Here is a 25,171-nt window from a genome sequence, read left to right as displayed (position 1 = left end):
ACCGGACGGCTGTACTGACATGGGCGTTCTCAACCTCTCGACACGGGAACCGGCGACGTGCGTGGATGCCTCGTGAGCAGGCAGCGGGCACGAAGGCCGGCTCCGCGATTCTATGCGCCCATCGCCCCCGCTCGTGCATCGGCCCTCGCCGCCTGCCCGGGTTCCTCGCTCGCGTGCGCGCCGGGTCGTCGCCCGTCGAGGACGGCCGCGATCTCGGCCAGTGCCGCCTCGCCCGCCATGGCCCAGTGGGTGGCGTCGATGCCGTGCCGGTGCACGGTTCCGCCGATCGCGGTGGTCCAGCTCGCGGCGCCCCGCGAGCCGGTGGGGTCGTCGGCGAGGGCGGCGAAGTAGACGAGGTCGCCGTCGAATCGGCGCGGCCGGTAGTCGTCGACCATCCGCATCGAGGCGGTGGCGGCGTCGATGATCCGGGCGACGCGGTCGCGGTCGAGCGCGGCCAGCGGCCCGCCCAGCTCCGCGGCCGCGGCGGTGAGACCGTCGGCGTCGAAGGCCACGTCGAGCTCGTCGGCGGCCAGGCCGCCGAGCAGGTCGCCGACGGTGGGCAGCGGTGTCCGCTCCGGTCCGTCGCCGAGCCAGCTGTCCATCATGGCCAGCCCCGCCACCCGCTGCCCTTCGGCATGCAAACGGATCGCGACGGCGTGGGCGAGCAGCCCACCGAGCGACCAGCCGAGCAGGTGGTAGGGGCCCTCGGGCTGGACTTCGCGAATCGCGGCGACGTAGCGTGTCGCCCACTCCTCGATCGTGGCGGGCAACGGCTCGTCGGCGGTGAGTGCGGGCGACTGCAGACCGTAGACGGGACGCTGTGGGTCCAGGTGGCGGGTGAGTCCCGCGAACGACCAGGACACCCCACCCACCGGATGGATGCAGAACAGCGGCGCCCCGGTGCCACTCGCCCGCAACGGCAGCAGCACCGCGAAGGCGTCATCGGACGAATCCGCCTGCCCACCAAGACGTTCCACGACCACCGCGGGTGTCGGATCCGCGAAGAACCACGCCACCGGCACCGCGACACCCAACGCCGCACCCAGTCGCGAGGACAGCTGCACCGCGGTGAGCGAGTTGCCGCCGAGTTCGAAGAAGTTGTCGTCCATACCGATCCGGTCCAGGCCGAGCACCCTGGCGAACTCGTGGGCGACGAGTCGTTCGGTCTCGGTCACCGGCTCCCGGTACACACTCCGGCGCAGTTCCGGCCGCGGCAACGCGCCACGGTCGAGCTTGCCGGAGGTGTTGACCGGGAACGAGTCGAGCGCGACCACGACGGCCGGAACCAAGAAGCCCGGCAGTTCCGCGGCGAGCGCCGCCCGCAGCGTCGCCGAATCACCCACCGCCGAGACCATGTCACCGGCCTGGACGGACTCACCGGTCACCGCGACCTGCCCACCGGTCACCGCGTTCGCATGATCGGTCGGCGCGGCGGGAGCACCGTTCCTCGTGACTGGGCCACCCACCGCCGCAAGCGCATGGCTGCCCGCCGCCGTCGAGCCACCTGTCGGCGCGGCCGGATCAAGTACCGCCATGGCCGCGCGGCCGGTCGAGGTGGCCGCGCGGACGACGTAGCCGACCAGTCGGTCGACACCCGCGTCGGAGACCACGGTGGCCGCGGCCTGGGTGACTCCCGGCTGGCGGAGCAGGGCGGCTTCGACCTCACCGAGTTCGATGCGCTGACCGTTGAGTTTGACCTGCAGGTCGGACCGGCCGAGGTATTCCAGTGCGGCAGCGCCGGTTTCGTCGCCACGCAGCCGCACGAGGTCACCGGTGCGGTACATCCGGGCGCCGGGTGCGGCGAAGGGGTCGGGCACGAACCGTTCGGCGGTGAGTTCGGCAGCCCCGAGGTAGCCGTGCGCGAGTTGCGTTCCACCGACATACAGTTCGCCGGTCACCCCGACCGGCACCGGCCGCAACCGCGCGTCCAGGACGTACAGCCCGGTGTTGGCCACAGGAACGCCGATCGGCACCGATTCGGTGTCGTCGGGGGTCACCACGTGGGTGCTGACCTGGACGGTGGTCTCGGTGGGTCCATACAGGTTCACCACCTGCGCGCCGGTGAGCGCGTACGCCCGCTGGGCCAGTGCGGCGGGCAACTGCTCACCACCGGCGAAGACCCGGCGCAGCGACTGCGCCATGCCGTATCCGGGCATCGATGGGGCCACCGATGCCGCCGGACCATCGAGGTCGGCGGATCGACCGTCGGACAGCTCCGTGAGGTAGGCGGCGAGCATCGTCGGCGCGAACTGCACGGTGTCGACATCGTGCTCGGCGATCAGCGCCGCGAGGTAGGCCGGGTCGCCGTGTCCGCCCGGGCGGGCGATGACGGTGCGGGCGCCGACCCGCTGCGGCAGCAGCAGTTCCCAGATCGAGGCGTCGAAGGTGACCGGGGTCTTGTGCAGGATGACGTCACCCGCGCCGAACTCGAAACGCGCTGCCAACCAATCGAGTTGGTTGACGATCGCCCGGTGCGGCACACCCACGCCCTTGGGCAGCCCGGTCGACCCGGACGTGAAGATCACGTACGCGGTGTGTTCGGGCCGCAACGGCTGCACCCGCTCGACATCGGTCACCGGCTCAGCGGAGTACGCCGCGAGGTCGAGCGCGTCGAGCACGACCACGTCGACACCGTGGAGGCGACCCGCAACCCGATCAGGCTGACCCACACCGACTCCGGCACCAGCATGCCTGGATTCCCATCCGGCCGTGGGCTCGGCGCCGCGCGCCCGGTCGAACGTGCCACCGGTCCTCGTGGCTGCGCCGTCGGCACTCACCCCCGCGCGGCTGCCGTGCCGCTCCTCGGTCTGCGGGCGCGCGGGCAATGACACCATGGGCACGACAACCGCGCCCTGGCTACTGCCGGACACCGACGCGGTGGCGACGTCGGGCGTCTGTGCGAGGTGTCCAGCACTCAGCAGCTCGGCGGCGTCGCGACGGCTGGTGAGCACGCAGGCTGGTTGGGCGATCCGCAGGATGCGGGCGATGCGGTCGGCTGGGTGGTCAGGGTCGATCGGCACGTAGGTGCCGCCCGCGGCGAGGACGGCGTACAGGCCGACGAGCAGCTCCGGTGACCGGCGGGCGGCCACCGCGACCGCGGTGTCGGGGCCGACACCCTGGTCGATGAGGTGGCGGGCCAGCCGGTTCACCCTGGCCGCGAAGTCGGCGTAGGTGAGGGTGGTTTCGCCGTCGACCAGCGCGATCGCGTTCGGTGTTGCGGCGACCTGCCGGTCGAACGCGACCGGCAGCACCTCGGTGGACGCCGGATACGCGGTGTCGCACCAGGTTTCGAAGATCTGTCGATCGACAGCGGTCAGCAGGTCGACATCACCGACCGCCGTATCCGGATGCGCGGTCACCGCGTCGAGCACCCGCACATAGCCCTCGGCGATGCGGCCCGCGGTGGCGGCGTCGAACAGGTCGGTGGCGTAGGTGAGGCTCACGACCCGACCGCCGTCGGCGCTGTCGGTGAGCACCACGTCCAGGTCGAATTTGGCGGTGGCGGCGTCGGTGTCGAGGCCGGTCACGGTGAGGTCGGGCAGGACGACCTCACCGGGGCCCGCGTCGAGGTTCTGGAAGGCCAGCATCACCTGGAACAGCGGGCTGTGCGCGGTGGAGCGGGCCGGATCGAGGACGTCGACGAGCCGTTCGAAGGGCACGTCGGAGTTCTCGAAGGCGTCCAGATCGGCGCGCTTGGCTTCCCGCAGCAGCGCGGCGAACGACGCGGCGGGATCGACGGCGGTGCGCAGCACGAGCGTGTTGACGAACATGCCGACCAGATCGTCGAGCGCCGCGTCACCTCGGCCCGCGACCGGCGTGCCGATCGCGATGTCGCCGGTGCCGCTCAGCCGGGCCAGCAGGGCGGCCAGCGCGGCGTGCGCGACCATGAACTCACTGGCATCGGCACGCCTGGCCAGCTGTCCGACCCGCTGCCAGATCTCCTGCGGCACCGTGGTTTCCACACTCGCGCCACGCTGCGAGGCAACCGCCGGGCGCGCTCGGTCGGTGGGCAGTTCGAGCAGGCCGGGCAGACCGGCGAGTTCGGTCCGCCAGAATCGCAGCTGCCGGGCGGCGACGGACGCGGGGTCGTCCTCGCTGCCGAGTACCTCGCGCTGCCACAGCGTGTAGTCGGCGTACTGGACCGCCAGCGGCGCCCAGCCGGGTTCGGTGCCCGCGCGGCGCGCGAGGTAGGCGGCGGTGGTGTCGCGCAGCAGCGGTCCGGCGGAGAAGCCGTCGGCGCTGATGTGGTGGATCACCACGACCAGCACCACCTCGTCGGGCGCGCATCGCAGCACCCGTACCCGCACCGGCGGGGCGACAGTGACGTCGAAGCCGCGGCCGATCTCGGCGGCGACCATGGCGGGCACCGCGATCGGGTCGACGGTCTCCACGACCGGGGTCGGCACGAATTCCCAGACCGCCTGGTGGCCGATGCCGTCGATCGCCGGGTAGGCGGTGCGCAGCACCTCGTGCCGGTCGAGCACATCGGTGACCGCGGCGGCCAGCGCCGTGGCATCGACAGCACCGGTGAGGCGGACCGCGATCGGGATGTTGTAGGCGGCGGAGTCCGGGTCGAGGCGGTTGAGCAGCCACATGCGCTGCTGCGCTGCGGACAGCGGAATCCGTTGCGGCCGTGGACCGGCCGCGAGCGCGGTGCCCGCCCCACTGCCCGCGTGGGCGGCGAGCACGGTGGCCAGTTCGGCGACGGTGGTCGCTTCGAACAGGGCACGCACCGGGACCCGGGTCGACAGCGCCGCGCCGAGCCGGGCGGCGACGCGGGTGGCGATGAGCGAGTTGCCGCCGAGGTCGAAGAAGTCGTCGTCGAGACCGACGTGCTCGCGCCCGAGCACCTCGCCGAACACCTCGGCCACCGCGCGCTGGGCCGGGGTGACCGGGGCACGGAATGGCCTGGCTACGAATTCCGGGGTGGGCAGCGCCGTGCGGTCGAGCTTGCCGGAGGTGTTGAGCGGGAAGGCGTCGAGGACGACGATCACCGACGGCACCATGTAGGACGGCAGCGCCTGGGCGACCGCCGAACGCAACGCGGCCGGATCGAGATCGGCGCCCGGCACGGGCACGGCGTAGCCGACCAGGCGGTCACCGGTCGGACTCGCCGACACCACCGCCGCGGCCTGGCTCACGCTCGACACTGCCCGCAGCGCCGTCTCGATCTCCCCGAGTTCGATCCGCTGGCCACGGAACTTCACCTGGAAGTCGATGCGATCCAGGTACACCAGCACACCGTCGCGGGTCCAGCGGACCAGGTCACCGGTGCGGTACATGCGCGCACCCATCGGCCCGGCATCGGCATCGGCATCGGCATCGGCATCGGCATCGGCATCGGCATCGGCATCGGCATCGGCATCGGCATCGGACCGCACAGTGCCGGCGGACGCGACGAACGGGTCGGCGACGAACCGGTCCGCCGTGAGGTCCGCGCGACCCAGGTAGCCGCGGGCCAGCTGATCACCTGCCAGATACAGCTCCCCGGCGACGCCGGGTGCGACCGGCCGCAGGCGTTCGTCGAGCACATAGACCCGGGTGTTCCATTCGGGCACACCGATCGGCACCGTGGGACCGGTGGCGTTCTCGGCGGGCCATGCGGTGACCGAGACGGCGGCCTCGGTGGGCCCGTACAGGTTGTGCACGGCCGCAGCCGATTTCGCCCCCAGCGCCGCCACGGTGTCCGGGGTGAGCGCCTCACCGATCGCGAAGACCAGCCGCAGACTCGCCAGCTGTTCGGCCTCGGCGTGCGCGGCGAACATCGCCAGCATCGACGGCACGAAGTCGACGACGGTGATCCGCTGCCTGGCAACGAGTTCGGCCAGATACAGCGGATCCCGGTGCCCATCGGGCGTGGCCAGCACCAGCGTCGACCCCGCGGCCAGCGGAACGAAGAAGCCCCACACCGACAGGTCGAAGGTGGCCGCCGACTTCTGCAGGTACACATCGGATCCGCCGAGCCGGTACTGCTCGATCATCCACGCGACCTGGTTGCGGATCCCGGCGTGACTCATCGCCACGCCCTTGGGCCTACCGGTGGACCCGGAGGTGAACAGCACGTAGGCGAGGTTCGAATCCCGCAGTGGTGCGAGGAGTTCGGAGTCGACGAGCGGGTGAGCCGGGTAGCGCTCGACATCGATGTCGTCGAGGACCACAAGCGGAGCCGTGGGCGGACTCGCCACCCCTCGCCCCGGTCGGTCACCGACGCCCGGTGTCGGTGCGGCACAGTCGGCGATGTCCCGCTCCCGCGCCGCCCCGATGACCCGGTCGGCCGATTCGGGCAGCGTGATGCCTGGGTCCGAGCTGTCTCTCGAGGTCGGCACGACACCCGAAGCGACCTCAGCGCTCCACACGTGCGCGGCACTCCCACCGGCTCGCGTCGACCTCTCGCTCGAACCGGTCTCCTCGACCTGTGCCTGCGCGATGCCCGCCGAAGTATCGAGGTCCGGTATCCGGGCGGCGGAAGGGATCATGTCGTCCAGTGCGTCGAAGCGATCGCGGTGCGTGGTGAGGATGAGACGCGGGCGAGCGGTGTCGAGGACCTGGGCGATGCGGTCGGCGGGGTGGTCGGGGTCGATCGGGACGTAGGCACCGCCCGCCGTGAGGACCGCGTACATGGCGACGACGAGGTCGATCGAGCGGCGGATGGCCAAGGCGACCAGGACATCCGGGCCGACGCCCTCGGCGATGAGGTGGCGGGCGAGGCGGTTCACCCGCGCGTCGAAGTCGGCGTAGGTCAGCGTGGTGCCGTCGAAGACGAGCGCGGTGGCGGTCGGCTGCGCCCGCACCTGGGTGCGGTAGGGCGTGAGCAGTGTCGCGGTGCGGTCGATCTCGTGGGTGGTGGCGTTCCACTGGTCGAGGATGCGCGACCGTTCGACGGGCTCGAGCACGTCGACGGCGTCCAGCGTGCCGTGCGGAGCCGCGGCTACCTCGGTGAGCAGCCGTTCCAGGCGGGCCGCGATCGCCGTGGCGGTCTCGGTGTCGAAGACGTCGTGGGCGTAGGTGAGCACACCCGTGACACCCGCGGCGGCACCGTCGGCGGCGTAGTCGTCACTGACGATGAGATGCAGGTCGAACTGCGAGAGCTCGTCGTCGGTGTCCAGGCCCGACACGGTGATCCCGGGCAGCGCCAGTTCGGCGCGTTCGAAGTTCTGGAAGGAGAACCCGACCTGGAACAGCGGGTGCCGGGCGGTGGAGCGGGTCGGGTCGAGCACCTCGACGAGCCGTTCGAACGGCACGTCGGCATGGGCGTAGACCGCGAGGTCGGTGGCACGCTGGCGGCTCAGCAACTGCTGGAACGACTCCCCCGCCCGCAGCCGGGTACGGAACACCAGTGTGTTGACGAACATGCCGATCAGGTCTTCGAGCGCGGCCTCACCGCGTCCGGCGACCGGGGTGCCGACGGTGATGTCGGCGCTGCCCGACAGGCGGCCGAGCAGCGCGGCGAAGGCGGTGTGCACCACCATGAACAGCGTCGCGCCGGACTCCCTGGCCAGCTCGGTGAGCCGGGCGTGGGTGGTGGCGTCGATGGTCACCGGCACGGTGCCACCGGCGAGGGTGCGCACCGACGGGCGCGGGCGGTCCAGCGGCAAGGCCAGTTCGTCGGGCAGGTCGGCGAGTTCGCCGCGCCAGAAGTCGAGCTGGCGGGCCGCGACCGAGTCCGGGTCGGTCTCGTCGCCCAACACCGCGCGCTGCCACAGGGCGTAGTCGGAGTACTGCACCGGCAGCGGCGACCACTGCGGTGCGGCACCGTCGCGGCGGGCCAGGTAGGCGGTCATCAGGTCGCGTACCAGCGGCGGCACCGACGAACCATCCGCGCTGATGTGGTGCACGACCAGCGCGAGGACGGACTCCTCGGCGCTGATCCGGTACAGCACGACCTGCCACGGCACACCCGCGGTGACGTCGAAGGTGGTGGCGGCCAGCGCGGTGACCGCGTCGACCACGCCCTCGGCAGCAATCTCCTGAACGCGCAGTGCCACACCGGCTTCTGTGGCCGCCAGGATCCGCTGAACCGGTCCGTCCGAGGTCTCCGGGTAGTAAGTGCGCAGTACTTCGTGCCGTTCGACCAGGTCGCCGACAGCGGCACCGAGCGCGTCGAGATCGAGCGCCCCGCTCAGCCGCACCGCGATCGGCACGTTGTACCCCGCCGAATCCGGATCGAAGCGGTTGAGGAACCACATCCGCTGCTGCGCGGGCGAGAGCGGAATCGCCGCGGGCCGGGGCCCGGCGACCAGCGCCACCCGCGCGGCACCACCACTCGCGTCGAGCACCGCGGCCAGGTCGGCCACCACGGGCGTCTCGAAGATCCGCGCCACGGGCACTTGCCGCTCCAGCGCCGCACCGAGCCGCGCGGCCACCCTGGTGGCGATCAACGAGTTGCCACCGAGATCGAAGAAGTCGTCATCGAGACCGACCCGCTCGATCCCGAGCACCTCGGCCACGATCCCCGCCACCACCTGCTCCGACGCCGTGACCGCGGCCCGGAACTCCCGAGCGAGGAGCTGCGGTGCGGGCAGTGCCCGCCGATCGAGCTTGCCGGACGCATTCACCGGGAACTCGTCGAGCACAACGAACGCACTCGGCACCATGTATGCCGGAAGCGCCTGCTGCAAAGCAGCTTTCACCGCATCCATATCGAGCGGGTGGACGGTCTCGGAGCCGGCATCGGAGATGGGCTGTGCGTTCGGCGCGGAGGCGGACGGGAGGAGGTAGGCCGTGAGGTAGTCGCCGGTGCCGTCGTCGCGGACGGTGACGACGGCGCGGTCGATGGTGTCGAGTGCGGTGAGGACCGCTTCGATCTCGCCGAGTTCGATGCGCAGGCCGCGCAGTTTCACCTGGAAGTCGGTGCGGCCCAGGTAGTCCAGCTCACCGGTGCGGGTGCGGACGACGAGATCGCCGGTGCGGTACATGCGTTCGCCGGGGGCACCATGGGGGTTGGCGACGAAGCGGTCGGCGGTGAGGTCGGGGCGGGCCAGGTAGCCGCGGGCCAGCTGCACACCCGCCAGGTAGAGCTCGCCCGGTGTGCCGACCGGGACAGGGCGCAGGCGGGCATCGAGCACGTGCAGGGCCGTGTTCGCGACGGGGGCGCCGATCGGCACCGTGACGGTGTCGGCGTCGGTGACCTCGTGGAAGCTGACGTCGACGGCGGCCTCGGTGGGTCCGTACAGGTTGTGCACGGCGACACCGGGCAGCAGGGCGCGCAGGCGCTGGGCGTCGGCGGCGGGCAGCGCCTCACCGGAGGCGAACACCTGCCGCAGCGACGCGCAGTCGGCGGCGCGGGGCTCGGCCAGGAACGCGGCCAGCATCGACGGCACGAAGTGTGCGACATCGACCCCGGTGCGCGTGATGACCTCGGCGAGGTAGGCGGGATCGCGGTGCCCGTCGGGCCGGGCGATCACCAGGGTGGCGCCGATCTGCAAGGGCCAGAACAGTTCCCACACCGACACGTCGAAGGTGATCGGCGTCTTCTGCAGCACCGTGCCGGTGGCGTCGAGCCGATAGGTGTCCTGCATCCACACCAGGCGGTTGACGATCGCGGTGTGGGACACCGCGACGCCCTTCGGCTTACCGGTCGACCCCGAGGTGAACAGCACATAGGCCAGGTCGGCGCCACGCAGCGGCCGGATCCGCTCGGCATCGGTGACCGGACCGGTGGCGAACCCGGCCAGGTCGAGCGCGGCCGGATCTACTGTACGAGTGACGATCTCGGGGAATCCGGCGGCGGCCAGCACACAGACCGGTGCTGCGGTGGCGAGTACGTCGGCGATCCGGTCGGCCGGATGATCGGGGTCGAGCGGCAGGTACGCCGCGCCCGCGGCCTGCACCGCGTAGAGGGCGACCAGCAAGTCGACACCGCGCCGCAGCCCGACACCGACGATCGCGCCGGGACCGACCCGCTCGGCGATCAACCAGCGCGCCAGCCGGGCAACGCGAACAGCGAACTCGCCGTAGGTGATCCGCTCGCCCTCGAACTCGAGGGCGACCGCATCCGGCGTACGACGGGCCTGCTCGGCGAACAGCGAAACCAGCGTGGCGTCGGTGTCCAGTGCGACGGCGGTGTCGTTCCAGGCCGCCAGCTGCGCGTTCTCGGCGGCATCGAGCAGGTCGATCTCGCCGACCGGCACCGTGTCGTCGGCGACGACCGCGCGCAGCACCCGCACGAACCGCGCACCGAACTCGGCCACCGTCTCGGCATCGAACAGATCGGTGGCATAGCGCAGCCAGCCCCGCATCCCCGATTCGCCCGCGGCGCCGGTGATCTCGTTGATCGCCAGCGACAGGTCGAACTGCGTCGTCGCCGCGGGCAGCGCGAACTCTCCGATCCGCAACCCCGGCAGTTCGATGACGGTGTCCTCGCGGTGCTCGAAGGCCAGCATCACCTGCACGATCGGCGAATACGCCGTGGACCGCACCGGATTCAGCTCCTCGACCAGCCGCTCGAAGGGCAGGTCGGCATGGGCGAACGCCCGCAGATCGGCCGCCCGTACCTCGGACAGCAGCTCGGCGAATCCGGCACCGGCATCGACGCTCGTCCGCAACACCAAGGTGTTCACGAACATGCCGACGAGATCGTCGAGCGCGGCATCGGCGCGCCCTGCGACCGGCGTACCGACGGCGATGTCGGATCCCGCACCCAGCCGGGCCAGCAGGACCGCGAACGCCGCGTGCACCACCATGAACGTCGACACCCCGTGCCGTCGGGCCAGCGCCTCGAGCTCCGCGACCACCTCGGTCGGCACGTCGAACCCGACGGCACCGCCCGCGCCGCTACGCGTGACCGGCCGCGCCCGATCGGCCGCCAGCTCCAACACCGGTGCGAGCCCGGCCAATTCGTCCCGCCAGTGCGCCAACTGCCGCGCCAGCCGCGACTCGGGATCACCCGCGTCACCGAGCACTTCACGCTGCCACAGCGTGAAGTCCGGATACTGCACCGGCAGCGGCTCCCAGCCGGGCGCGCTCCCCGCCGCCCGCGCGGCGTAGGCGGTCACCAGATCACGAGCCAGCGGCGTGGTCGACACACCATCGGCGGCGATGTGATGCACCGCGACAACGAGCACGTGCTCGACCGCAGGCCCACCGGACTCCAGGAGATGGCTTCCGACTTCGTCGCGGGCGTGACCGCCATCGCGACCACTGCCGACGGCCTGCGAAGCGCGGTGGGGCTCGCCCCCGGACTGTGCCCGTTCCACGGTGCGCCGCAACAGTGCGGCTCGTAGTGGCGGCTGAGTGCTCAGGTCGAAACCGGCGCCGATGACAGTGCGAACGGCCTCGGCCAGGTCGGCTTCGGCGACCTCGCGGACGACGGCTGCGGGCAGGACCTCCGCGGTCGGGAGGACGACCTGGGTGGGGCCGTCGGCGTCCTCGGGGAAGACGGTGCGCAGCGACTCGTGGCGGTCGATGACATCGGCCAGCGCCGCCCACAGGGCGTCGGTGTCGAGGTCGCCGGTCAGGCGCAGGGCGATCGGCAGGGTGTAGACGGCCGAGTCGGGGTCGATGCGGTTGAGCAGCCACAGGCGGGTCTGCGCGAGCGAGAGCGGGATCCGGTCGGGGCGCGGGTCGATCGCGGTGAGCGGGGGCAGCTGGTCACCGCGGGTGGCGGCACGGGCCGCGAGACCCGCGACGGTCGGGACGTCGAACACGTCGCGCACGTCCAGCGCGCTGCCCAGCGCCGCGTTGGCGCGGGCGACCAGGCGCATGGCGAGCAGGGAGTTGCCGCCGACGGCGAAGAAGTCGTCATCGGCGCCGATCCGCGCGACACCGAGCAGCTCCGCGAACACGGCCGCGAGCGCGGTCTGCGCACCGGGGCGCGGCGCCAGGTACTCGGTGGTGCGGGACAGGTCGGCGGCGGGCAGCGCGGCGCGGTCGAGTTTGCCCGCGGAGTTGAGCGGCACGGTCTCGAGCACCATCAGATGCGAAGGCACCATGTAGGCGGGCACCCGGCTCGCGACGTGGGCACGCACGACCGCCGTGTCGACGGCACCCGCGACATAGCCGACCAGGCACTGGCGGCCCGCGTCGTCGGTGGCGGGCAGCACGGTCGCATGGGTCACGCCGGGCGCGTCGCCCAGCGCCGCCTCGATCTCGCCGAGCTCGATCCGCAGACCGCGGATCTTGACCTGGAAGTCGTTGCGGCCCAGATAGACCAGGGCGCCGGTGCGATCGCGGCGCACCAGATCACCGGTGCGGTACATACGCGCGCCGTCGGAATCGAAGGGGTCGGCGACGAAGCGGTCGGCGGTCAGGTCGGGCCTGCCGAGATAGCCGCGGGCCAGCTGGTCGCCCGCCAGGTACAGCTCACCCGCGACGCCGGTGGGCACCGGATGCAGCCGCTCGTCGAGGACGTAGGCGCGCACATTCCAGCTCGGCCTGCCGATCGGCAGTTCGGTCTGCTCGACCGGCGCGGTGATCTGCTGGAAGGTGCAGGTGATCGCCACCTCGGTCGGTCCGTAGGTGTTGTGCAGTTCGCCGGGGATGGTGGCGAGCACGGATGCCGCCAGCGGCGCGGGCAGTTCCTCACCACCCACGTGCAGCATCCGCAGGCCGCTCAGCGCGCCACCGAGTCCCTCGGCCAGCATGGCGGCCAGCACCGAGGGCACGAGCTCGACGATGGTCACGCGCTGTTCCCGCAGCACCCGTGCCTGATAGGCCAGGTCGAGGTGGCCGCCGGGGCGCAGCAGCACCAGGGTGGCACCGAGCAGTGCGGGGGCCAGCAGTTCCCACAGCGAGACGTCGAAGGTCAGCGGTGCGCGCTGGAGCAGCCGGTCGGCGGAGGTCATCGCGTATTCGCCACGCAGCCAGCACAATTCGTTGACCACGGCGCGGTGGGAGATCAGCACGCCCTTGGGGGTGCCGGTGGATCCGGAGGTGAACAGCACATAGGCCGGGTGGTCGGGGTGCAGCGGCGCGAGACGTTCGGCATCGGTGACGGGGGTGCCCGGGACCGGTCCCTGCGCGGGATCTTCGAGCTGCTCGACGGTCAGCACCGGGAATCCGGAGCGCGAGGCGGCGGCGAAATGCACCGAGGCCGTGGCGGATCGGATGCCGCTGTCGACATGATCGAGGTCGCCGGGAGCGGCGACGACGACCAGGCGCGGTGCCGCGGTCTCGAGCACGTGCCCGATGCGGTCGGCGGGCTGGGCCGGATCGATCGGCACGTACACACCACCGGCGGCGAGCACACCGTGCAGCACCACCAGCAGTTCGATGCCGCGCGGAACCGCCACGGCGACCGGCGTTTCCGGGCCGACGCCGCAGTCGATCAGTCGGCGGGCGAACCGGTTCGCCCGCGCCGCCAGGGCACCGTAGGTGATCTCGGCGCCCTCGAACACCGCCGCGACGGCCTGCGGATCGCGGGTGGCCGCGGCGTCGAGCAAATGCGCGGCGAGCGGGGCGCCGATGCCCAGTTCGGCCAGTGCCGCGCCGAGCGGTTCGACATCGCCGTGCGGACCGGCGAGCAGGGCCGCGCGACCGGAGTCGTCGAGCAGGGCGAGATCACCGACGGCCGTACCGGGGGCGGTGACCGCGGCGCGCAGCACCCGTTCGAGCATGGCGACCATCGTGGCGATGGTGTCGGCGTCGAAAAGGTCGGTGGCGTAGCGCAGTTCGAGGTCGAGGCCACCGGCCGTGCCGTCCGCGCCGAAGCGGTCGACGAAGGTGAAGTCGAGGTCCACCTCGATCGGCGCGTCCGGCAGCGCCAACCCCGACAGGGTGAGGCCGGGGAGTTCGAAGGCGGTCCCGCGCTGGTTCTGCAGGGCCAGCGACACCTGGTACAGCGGCGAATAGCCCTGCGAGCGGGCCGGATTCACCGCGTCGACGAGGCTCTCGAAGGGCACGTCGGCGTTGTCGAAGGCGTCGAGGTCGTCGGCGCGGACCTCATCGAGCAGGTCGCTGAAGCGGGCCTCGGAGCGCACCCGGGCGCGCAGCACGAGGGTGTTGACGAACATGCCGACGATCTCGTCGAGTTCACGATGTCCGCGCCCGGCCACCGGGGTGCCGACCACGATGTCGGCCCCGGCCGAGAGCCTGGCCAGCAGCACCGAGAGTCCGGCGTGCAACACCATGAACGGGGTGGCGCGCCGGGCACGGGCCAGGTCCTCGATGCCACGATGCAGGTCGGCGTCGAGAGTGGTGGTGAAGGTGGCGCCGCGGTTGGAGGCGACCAGCGGTCGACGCCGGTCAGCGGGCAGGGTCAGCACGTCCGGCAGACCGGCGAGGCGTTCGGTCCAGTAGGTCAGCTGGCGGGCCAGCGGTGCGTCCGGGTCGTCGGCGCTGCCGAGTCCCTCGGACTGCCACAGGGCGTAGTCGGCGTAGTGCACGGCCAGCGCGGGCAGCCGCGGTTCGTCGCCCGCGGTACGCGCGGCGTAGGCGGCCACCAGGTCCCGGGTCAGCGGACCCATCGACCAGCCGTCGGCGGCGATGTGGTGCACGACCAGGACCAGCACGTGCTCGTTCGGCGCGACCCGCAGCAGGACGGCCCGCACGGGCACCTCGGTGGTGATGTCGAAGCCACCGGCGAGAACGGCGGCGACGGCCGCGGGCACCTCGGCAGGGGTGACATCGGTGACGGCCAGTTCGGGCACGAACGGCACGCCCACGAGTTGCGTTGCCTGCCCGTCGAATTCGGGATAGGTGGTGCGCAGGGTCTCGTGCCGGGCGACGAGGTCACCGAGCGCGGCGCGCATCGCCGCGGTGTCGAGTTCGCCGCTGAGCCGGATCGCGACCGGAATGAGGTAGGCGGTCGACCCGGGATCGAAGCGGTGCAGGAACCACATCCGCTGCTGCGCGGGCGAGAGCGGAATGCGCCGCGGGCGTTGCCCGGCCACTGGTCCACGCCTGCTACCGGTGCCTCGCAGCGCGTCCAACCGCACCGCGAGGCCGCCGACCGTGCTCGCCTCGAACAGTTCCCGCACCGGCACCCTGGCGTCCAGCGCCGCCCCGAGCCGCGCCGCCACCTGCGTCGCCACCAGCGAATTGCCGCCGAGGGCGAAGAAGTCGTCATCGGCGCCGACCCGATCGAGGCCGAGCACACCGGCGAACGTGGCCGCGACGATCCGCTCGGTGGCGGTGGCGGGTTCGCGGAAATCGATACGTGCCTGCTCTGGCGCGGGCAGCGCACGACGATCGAGCTTGCCGGAACTGTTGACCGGCAGTTCATCGAGGAATACGTACGCGCCGGGGACCATGTACGAGGGCAGTACCGCCGCGACGGCGGCGTCGAGGTCGGCGGGTGACGGATGACCGGACACCACGGCCGACGAGTCTCCGCGACCGGCCACCGGCGGTGCGTCCAGCGAGTTCTCCCGCACGCCTGACGACTGGCCGTTTCGGGAGGCCCCGTGTGCGGCCGCGTCCGAGGAAACGCCGTGCATGGGCACGGCATCCAGCGAGGTTCCGGTGACAGCTGCCGCCGAGTCGTTCGATGACGCTCCGCGCGCAGACGCCGAAGCTCCTGGGAGGGCGCCACCAGCCACCGTCGACGCGAGGTGCGCACCGGCGGTCGTCGCGTCCGGAGCGGGTCCGTCCGCAGGCACCGTCGAGGTCGGGGCGGGGACGACGTAGGCGACCAGTTGGTCGGGCCTGCCCTCGTCCGAGCGCACCAGCACGGCCACGCGGCCCACCCCCGGGACGGTCGCGATGGCGGCCTCGATCTCGGCGGGCTCGATGCGCAGACCGCGCAGTTTCACCTGGAAGTCGGTGCGGCCCAGGTAGTGCAGGGCGGGGCCGATAGGTCCGGTGCGCCAGGTGACGAGGTCACCGGTCCGGTAGAGGCGTTCGCCGGTGCCGAAGGGGTCGGCGACGAAGCGTTCGGCGGTCAGGTCGGGGCGACCGTGGTAGCCGTCGGCCAGCTGCGCGCCGGCCACATACAGCTCACCGGGCACGCCGGCGGGGACCGGGTGCAGGCGCGAATCCAGCACGTACACCCTGGTATCGGCCACCGGGGTACCGATCGGCACGGCCGCGGCCTGCTCCTGGCCCACGCGGTGGGTGGTGACCTGGATGGTGGTCTCGGTGGGGCCGTAGAGGTTGACCACGGTCGCACCGGTGATCGTGTGGACCCGGTGGGCGAGGTCGGTCGTCAGAGCTTCGCCACCCGCGAAGACCAAGCGCAGCGAATCCGCCTGTACCGCGGCTGGTTCAGCCACCACCGCGGCGAGCACCGAGGGCACGTACTGGACGACGCTCACCCCGTGCCGCGCGGTGGCGGCGGCGAGGTAGGCGGGGTCGCGATGCCCATCGGGCGTGGCCAGCACCAGCCGCGCACCGGTCTGCAACGGCCACAGCAGTTCCCACACCGAGGCATCGAAGGTGAATGGAGTCTTCTGCAGGACGATATCGTCGGCACCCAGCGCGAATTCCCGCTGCAGCCAGCGCAAGTGGTTCACCACAGCGCCGTGTGACACCGCCACACCCTTGGGCCGTCCGGTGGAACCCGAGGTGAACAGCACGTAGGCGAGATGCTCGGGACGCAAGGGTGCCAGCCGCTCACCGTCGGTGATCGGCTCACCGGACAGCGCCGACAACTCGAGCGTGTCGACCTCGACCACCGAGTCACCCACCGCCACACCGCTTCCGGCGACGGTCAGCACACAGACCGGTGCCGTCTGATCGAGCACATACGCGGTCCGCTCGACCGGATGATCCGGGTCGACCGGCACATACGCCGCACCCGCCGCCAACACCGCATGCACCGCGACGAGCTGATCCACTCCCCGCCGCATCCCGACCGCGACCAGCGATCCCGGCCCTGCCCCCAGCCCGATCAGATGGCGCGCCAGCCGCGCAACCCGAACACCGAACTCGCCGTACGACAACTCGCTGCGCGCCTCATCCCGCGCCACACCGCCCCGCGATCCCCCAACCTCTCCCGTGGCTCGATGCGCCGCAATCACATCAGTGGCCGCCCCCTCGAGCCGGGCGATCACATCTGTATCGGCTGAATCACGCAGGCCCACTTCACCCTCCGGCGAAGTGCTCGCTTCCGCAAAGTCGACATCGACGACCACAGCGGTCGCGGACGGCGTGGCCGCCACCTGATCGGCGAACAACGAGGCAAGGGTCGTCGCGCGAACCGCGACGTCGCCAGAGATGCCGGCGTCATCGGCAGCAGCGGTGCCGCCCCCATCGACGACAGCGTTGATGCCACCACCCACACCGGCAGCGGCGCCCACATCAGCATTGCCGTGCAGGTCGACAGCGCCGTCCGCATCGGCGACGGCGTTCGCATCAACGAAGTAGTCCGACGTGGCGGGAGCGTCGACATCGGCGGTGCCATCCGCACCGACAGCAGCGCCAACGGCGCCGATGCCACCCGCACCAACAAAAGCGCCAGTATCGACGGTGACACCCACACCAACAGCAGCGCCAGCATCGCCGATGCCACCCGTACGAACGGCGGCGTCAGTATCGGCGGCGCCGCTCACATCAGCGGTGCCGCGCGCGTACGCGACGACGCTCGCGTCGGCGGGCGCGCTGGCTGCGGCGGCGGGGACGACAGCGGCCGTGGCCTCACCAACCGGGACAGAGTCCTTGCCGACAGTCGCGGGCGCGTCGGCGGTCGCGGTGTCCGTGGCAGCCGCATTGCCGGTGCCGAGCGCCGAGGTGGTCTTGTCGACCGCGGCGACTTCGCCCACACCTTGGGTTCTGGCGACGGAGGTGGTGGTGTTCCAGGTTTCGAGGATCTGGGTGCGTTCGGCGGGATCGAGGAGATCGAAATCGCCGACAGGGCGGGTCGGGTCGGTGAGGACGCCGGTCAGCAGGCGGTGCAGGCGGGTGGTGAAACCGGTGACGGTGGTGGCGTCGAAGAGGTCGGTGGCGTAGACGAAGGCGCCGGAAAGGCCTGCGGGGGAACCGGTCTCGTCGCGGTGTTCGGTGAGGGTGAGTTCGAGGTCGAACTTGGCGACGGTGGTGGGGAGGTCGACGCCGCCGACAGTGAGGCCGGGGAAGGCGAGGACGCGGGGTGTGTCCTCGTTGAGCGACAGCATCACCTGGAACAGGGGGTTGCGCGCGGTGGAACGGACCGGGTCCAGTATTTCGACCAGCCGCTCGAAGGGGATGTCGGCGTTGCCGAATGCCGCCAGATCGGTGGCGCGGACCTGTGCCACGAGTTCGGTGAACGGCGTCGCGGGCACCACTTCGGTGCGCAGCACGAGAGTGTTGACGAACATCCCGACGAGATCGTCGAGCGCGCGTTCACCGCGCCCCGACACCGGTGTGCCGATCGCGATATCGGTGGTCGCGGACAGCCGCGCGAGCAGCGCGGCGAACACGGCATGCATCGCCATGAACACCGTGACACCGTGCGCGCGAGCGAATTCCGCCAGCGCCCGGTGCGTGTCGGCGTCGATCTCGACGCCGTGCGCCACCCCACGCCGGGACGCGACCGCGGGACGGGTCCGATCCGCGGGCAGCTCGAGCTGCTCGGGCACCCCGGCCAACGCGTCATGCCAGAACGAAAGCTGCTTCGCCGCCGTCGATTCCGGATCGGCGGCATCGCCGAGCACCGCGTGCTGCCACACCGCGTAGTCGGCGTACTGCACACTCAACGGCGTCCACTGCGGCGCCACACCGGCGGCCCGTGCCCCGTAGGCGGTGAGCACGTCCCGGATCAACGGCCCGAACGAGAACCCGTCCGCCGCAATGTGATGCAGCACGATGACCAGAACGTACTCGGCGGACGGCGCACCGGGCCGCACCACGTCACCATCGGCAACGCGCAGCAGGGTGACGCGGATGGGGGCGTCGAGGGTGAGGTCGAAGCCGGTGGTGGCGAAGGTGCGGACCGCGTCGGGGAGGGCGTCGGCGGAGACGATGTGCGGGTGCACCTCGGCGACGATGCCGGCGGCGGGCAGGATCTCGGCGATCGCGGTGCCGTCGACCTCCGGGTAGCGGGTGCGCAGGACCTCGTGCCGGTCGAGGACGTCGATGATCGCCGCCTGCAGGGCGGGCACGTCGAGGGTGCCGGTGAGGCGGACGGCCAGGGGGATGTTGTCGGTGGCCGAGCCGGGATCGAAGCGGTTGAGGAACCACATGCGCTGCTGGGCGGGCGAGAGCGGCAGCGGATCGGGGCGCGCGCCCGCGACCAGGCCGGGACCGGTTCCGGTACCGCGCAGACGGTCGGCGGCCGCGGCCAGGGACAGCACGGTGCTGGTGTCGAAGAGCTGGCGGACCGGGATGCGAATGTCCAGGTCGGTGCCGATGCGCGCCATCACCCGGGTGGCGAGCAGCGAGTTGCCGCCCAGATCGAAGAAGTCGTCGTCGCGACCGATGCGGTCCGCGCCGAGCACCTCGGCGAAGGCGTCGGCCACGACCTGCTCGGCCCGGGTCTCCGGTGCACGATAGGCGGCGGCTTCGAACACCGGCGCGGGCAGTGCGGCCCGGTCGAGCTTGCCGACCGGGGTCAGCGGCACCGCGTCGAGGGCGACGATCGCGGCGGGCACCATGTGCGCGGGCAGGTGCGCGGCGGTGTGCGCGAGCAGTGTCGCGGTTTCGATGACCGCACCGGCGGCGGGCACCACGTACGACACCAGCAGGGTCGCGCCCGCGTCGGTGCGATGGCCGATCGTGGCCGCGAAGTCCACCGCAGCGTGCCGGGCCAGGACCGCGTCGATCTCCCCGAGCTCGATCCGGAACCCACGTACTTTCACCTGGAAGTCGTTGCGGCCCAGGTATTCCAGATCGAACGAGCCGTCGCGGCGGACCCAGCGCACGGTGTCGCCCGTGCGGTACATCCGCTCCCCCGGCGTACCGTAGGGATTGGTGACGAATCGGCCCGCGGTCAGCGCGGGCCTGCGATGGTAGCCGCGCGCCAGCTGGGCACCGGCGATGTAGAGCTCACCGACGACGCCCGCGGGCACCGGTCGCAGTCGCTCGTCGAGCACCAGTTCGGTGGTCCCCTCCACCGGCGCACCGAGGGTGATCGGTGTTCCCGCGCGCAGCGGTTCGCTGATGTTGGTGACGATCGTGGTCTCGGTGGGGCCGTAGCCATTACGGAACACGAGCCCCGGAATCGCGGCCGTCCAGCGCGCCACCAGTTCCGCCGGACACGCCTCACCGCCCACGACCACCACGCGCAGATCGTCGAGCCCGTCCGGATTCACCGTCGCCAGCGCCGAGGGCGTGATGATCACGTGGGTCACCCGCTCGGTCCGCAACAGTTCACCCAGCTCCGCCCCACCGAACACCCCGGTCGGCGCGACCACCATGGTCGCGCCCTCGGTGGCGGTCAGCAGCAGCTCGGCCACCGAGATGTCGAACGACGGCGAAGCCACGTGCAACACCCGCGCATCGGCCGAGGCCAGGTACCGGCCCGCCTGCACCGGCAGATACGCCGCGACCGCACCGTGCGGAATCACCACGCCCTTGGGCAGACCGGTGGTGCCGGAGGTGTAGATGACATAGGCGGGATCATGCGGATCCAGCGCCCGGCCCGAACCCGCCCGGATTGCGCCGCCGAATCCACGAGCTCCGGCGAATCCACCCGCTCCGGCATCTGCGCTGTGGCTCGAATTCGCTTGCTCGGACGTGGTCTCGCCCCGATCGATGGCGTCCTGGCCACCGGCCGACTCGGATTCCGCCGCGCGCTCGGCAGTGGCAGACGCGACCTCGACCCCGGTCGGTCCCGGAGCCGCGAGGTCCACTGTCAGCCAGTTCACCGTGTCGGGCAGATCAGGGCGAACCGAAGCAACCGTGATACCCGCTGCCGCACCGGAATCGGCGAGCATATGGGCGATCCGGTCGGCCGGATAGGTGGGATCCACCGGCAGGAACCCCGCGCCGGACTTCACAACAGCCCAGACCGCGATCACCGAATCGGCCGAACGCGGGATGCTCACAGCGACGAGGTCACCGGCGCCGATACCGAGGGCGGTCAGGCGGGAAGCCAGGCGGGCCGAGGCACCATCGAGTTCGCCGTAGGTGACGGTGCGGGCATCGTCGCGAATCGCGATCGCGGTGGGGTCGGCGGCCGCGCGGGCCAGCACCTCGGGCAGCAGCGGTGCGGGCGACGACGGGCCACCGGTGCGACTGGTCAGCTCGGCGAACTCGGCGTCGACCAGCAGCGGCAGGTCGGCGACGGCCGTCTGCGGAGCGGCCGCGATCGCGGCGAGCAGACCGGTGAACCGGCGCACCATCGCGGCGACCGTACCCTCGTCGAACAGATCTGTGGCGTAGGAGAATTCGCCGGACAGACCGGTGGCGTCGGATTCACGCAAGGTGACCGAGAGGTCGAACTTCTCGATGTCGTAGGGCAGGTCGACGGCGGCGGCCCGCAGACCGGGCAGCTCGAAGGTGGTCGGCGGCAGGTTCTGCAGCGACAGCGCGACCTGGAACAGCGGGTGCCGCCCGGCCGAGCGCGGCGGCGCGAGCACCTCGACCAGCCGCTCGAACGGCAGGGTGGTGTGGTCGAACGCGGCCAGATCGTCGGTGCGGACACGGCCGAGCAGCTCGTCGAACGACTCCTCCGCGCGCACCTGGGTCCGCAGGACGGCGGTGTTGACGAACATGCCGATGACATCGTCGAGTTCGGCGGCACCGCGCCCCGCGACCGGACTGCCGATCGCCACATCGGCATTGCCGGACAGCCGCGCGATCAGCACGGACAGGGTCGCGTGCAGCACCATGAACAGGGTCGCACCCTGTTCGGCGGCAACCGAATTCAGCGACGACACCAGATCGGCGTCGAGCTCGAAAGCGATCCGCCGCCCCCGCATCGACGCGGTGGCGGGCCGGGGTCGATCGGTCGGCAGATTCGACTCGTCCGGCAGTCCGGCCAACGCACCACGCCAGTACGCGATCTCGCGCCCGGCCTGCGACTCTGCGTCGTCCTCGGCACCGAGCACAGACCGCTGCCACAGCGTGTAATCGGCGTACTGCACCGGCAGCGGTGCCCACTCAGGCGCGGCACCTTCTGCCCGCGCGTGATAGGCGGCCATGGTGTCACGCACCAGCGGCCCGGCCGACCACCCGTCGGAGGCGATGTGGTGCACCACGAGAACCAGCACGTGGTCTCCGTCGACTGCGAACAAGCGCGCCCGCACCGGCGGCGCGAGGGTCACGTCGAAGCCGCGCAGGATCTCAGCAGCCAGCAGGTCCGGAAGATTCTGCGCCGCAACACTGATCGGCTCGAGCAACATCGCACACCCCGATGTCGGGGCATCGCTCGCACTGGTGGTGGCGACGTCGCCCCACGACGCGGAGTCGTCACCGACGTTCGCACCTGGCGCATCAGCCGCCGCGACGACGCCTGCCGCACCTACGACATCTGCCGCACCCACGACGCCCGCCGCTCCCCCGACTTCCACCGTGCCCGGTATCTTTCCGGCGCGGGTCACCCTCGGTGACGAATCCGACTCGGCGACAAGCAACTCGACAGCCTCCGCAGGCGAGAGCACCCGCTGGGTTCCCACCCCCTCGACCTCGGGATACACCGTCCGCAGCACCTCGTGCCGGGCGATCAGATCGCCGACCGCCGCACGCAGGGCGGGCAGGTCGAGCGCCCCGGAGAGCCGGACAGCGATCGGGATGTTGTAGGCACCGGTCTCCGGGTCGAACCGGTTCAGGAACCACATGCGCTGCTGGGCAGGCGAGAGCGGGAGCACCGCCGGACGCGGGCCCGCGACGAGGGCGGGGCGATCGTCGACGGCGCCACCTTCGACCAACTTGGCCAGCACCGCCACGGTGGGACTGTCGAAGAAGTCCCGCACATCCACGCGCACACCGAAATTCGCCTGCAGACGACCGATGGCGCGGGTGGCGATCAGGGAGTTGCCGCCGAGGCGGAAGAAGTCGTCGTCGAGACCGACGGTCTCGACCCCGAGGAGTTCGGCGAACAGCGCGGCGACGGCGCGTTCGGTCGCGGTCCTCGGCTCACGGAATTCCGCTGCCGCGACCCGGAAGTCCGGTTCCGGCAGTGCTTTCCGGTCGAGCTTGCCGCTGGCATTGATCGGCATGGCCGCCAGCTGCACCAGCAGCGAGGGCACCATGTACTCCGGCATCGAGGTCTTCGCGTGCGCGGTCAGCTCGGCCGGATCCAGTGGTGCGCCGTCCATGCTGACCACATAGCCGACCAGGGCCTCCCCCGCCGCGTGCCGGTGCAGGACGACCGCGGCATTGCCGACCCGGGGATGTGCGGCCAGCACCGCCTCGATCTCACCGAGCTCGATCCGCAGTCCGCGCAACTTCACCTGGAAGTCGGTGCGCCCCAGGTATTCCAGCTCGTCACCACCGGGCAACTGCCGGACGAGATCACCGGTGCGATACATGCGCTCGCCGGGCTCGCCGTACGGATCGGCGACGAACCGGTCCGCGGTCAGACCGGATCGCGCCACGTACCCGCGCGCCAGCTGCACGCCCGACAGATACAGCTCACCCACGACACCGGCGGGCACCTGGTCGAGGTTCTCGTCGAGCACCAGCAGACCGGTGTCGTCGGCCGGTCCGCCGATCGGCACCGACACCTCGTCGGCCGCGGTCACCTCGTGCGCGGTGACGTCGACCGCCGCCTCGGTGGGCCCGTACAGGTTGTGCAACGCGGTGCCGGAGAGCTTGCGCAACCGCGCGGCGGTCGCGGCGGGCAGCGCCTCACCGGAGGCGAACACCATCCGCAACGTCGACAGCTCCGCCTCGGCGCCGGGCTCGGCGAGTTCGCCGACGAACGCGGCCAGCATCGAGGGCACGAAGTGGGTGACGGTGACGCCGTGCTCGGCGATCAGTCCGGCCAGGTACCCGGGGTCACCGTGACGACCGGGCTCCGCCACCACCAGCTGGGCACCGATCTGCAACGGCCAGAACAGTTCCCACACCGACACGTCGAAGGTGTACGGCGTCTTCTGCAGCACCACATCGGTCTCGGTCAGGCCGTAGCGACGCTGCCGCCAGTCCAGGTTCGCCACGATCGCGCCGTGGGTCACCGCCACACCCTTGGGCCTGCCGGTGGACCCGGAGGTGAAGATGACATAGGCGGTGTTGCCCGCCTGCGCGCGCGGCGGCACCTCGGCGGGCGCCGCCGTCCAGTCGATGTCGTCGGTACGCAGCACGGGCGCGTCGGCGAGGTCGGGTGCGTCGCAGGCCCGGGTCACCACCACGACCGGCCGCGCCACCTCGAGCACATAGTGCAGGCGATCCACCGGATGATCCGGATCCAGCGGCACGTACGCGCCACCGGCCCGCACGACGGCATGCACCGCGACGATCAGCTCGACGCCACGCCGCATCGACACACCGACCAGCGATTCCGGCCCCACCCCGAGCTCCACCAGGCGCGCGGCCAGCACCCGCACCCTGGCATCGAACTGCGCGTAGGTCAGCGTCTCGGCACCGAACCGCAGCGCGACACGGTCGGGCGTGCGCGCCAGCTGCTCGGTGAACCGGTCGACCAGCGTCGGCGCCGCGGTCGCCGGCGACTGCTCGATACCCAGTGCGGCCATGGTGTCGGCGGTCAGGGTGTCCAGCAGCTGCCCGAAGGTCCCCTCGGCCGCGTCGACCACGCCGGGGAACAGCTCGGCGAGCACCACCTGCACGAGCGTCTCGGGGTCGAGTGCGCCGCCGGTGAGCTCGGCCATCAGCGTGAGCTGGGCATCGAGATCGACGTACGACACCGCCGTGCCACCGAACTCGACCGCGATCCGCGCCGGTTCCATCGCCGCGACCGTCGCCACCAGCGCTGCCAGCTGCTCGGTTCCCGCGCGCGCCGGAGTGGGGTTGGTCATCGCACACTGCCTTCCATCTACCGACCGCAGGTGACATCGCGCGGCCGCAAAAACTCTCGGAACTCCCGGGCCCGACCGGGTGATGGGGATCGGCGGTGGGCGGCCAACCTCGGGCACCCTGCCCGAAATCCGTCCACTGGCACCGGGATTCAGTGCGATCGGCTATAACACGACCATCCCGTTCCGGCGCGCCGTCATGCAACCGGGCACCGGCTCGTCCGTCTCCGCCGCGCCCACGATCCAGGGGTTGCATCCCTTGCAGCTATGACTCGGTTATCTCCCGACCTCCATCGTCAACCCCGACACCTGACACACACGCCCGTGGACGAGGGGAAGCGTATTCGGTTCGATAATAAACCGGACCAGATTCCATCAAAATACTGGTACCTGGGGGTAACTTTCCGGCGCTGAGAACGGTCCAGCAATCCGACCGCATACGCCGAGCGGACAGCGGGCGGCAC

1 pseudogene is annotated in these 25,171 nt (G+C 71.2%); it reads right to left on the bottom strand.

Annotated features, from left to right (window positions below):
* Nucleotides 1-230: 230 nt before the first annotated feature.
* Nucleotides 231-24,710 (bottom strand): annotated as a pseudogene (locus tag ACFVVM_RS00565) (non-ribosomal peptide synthase/polyketide synthase); the annotation flags it as partial.
* Between the last annotated feature and the right edge of the window lie 461 nt (nt 24,711-25,171).

Source organism: Nocardia sp. NPDC058176 (assembly GCF_042883805.1).
In the GTDB taxonomy this organism is placed as follows: Bacteria; Actinomycetota; Actinomycetes; order Mycobacteriales; family Mycobacteriaceae; genus Nocardia.
The sequence above is the reverse complement of the archived record's forward strand: the minus strand, read 5'-3'. Positions and strand labels throughout refer to the sequence as shown.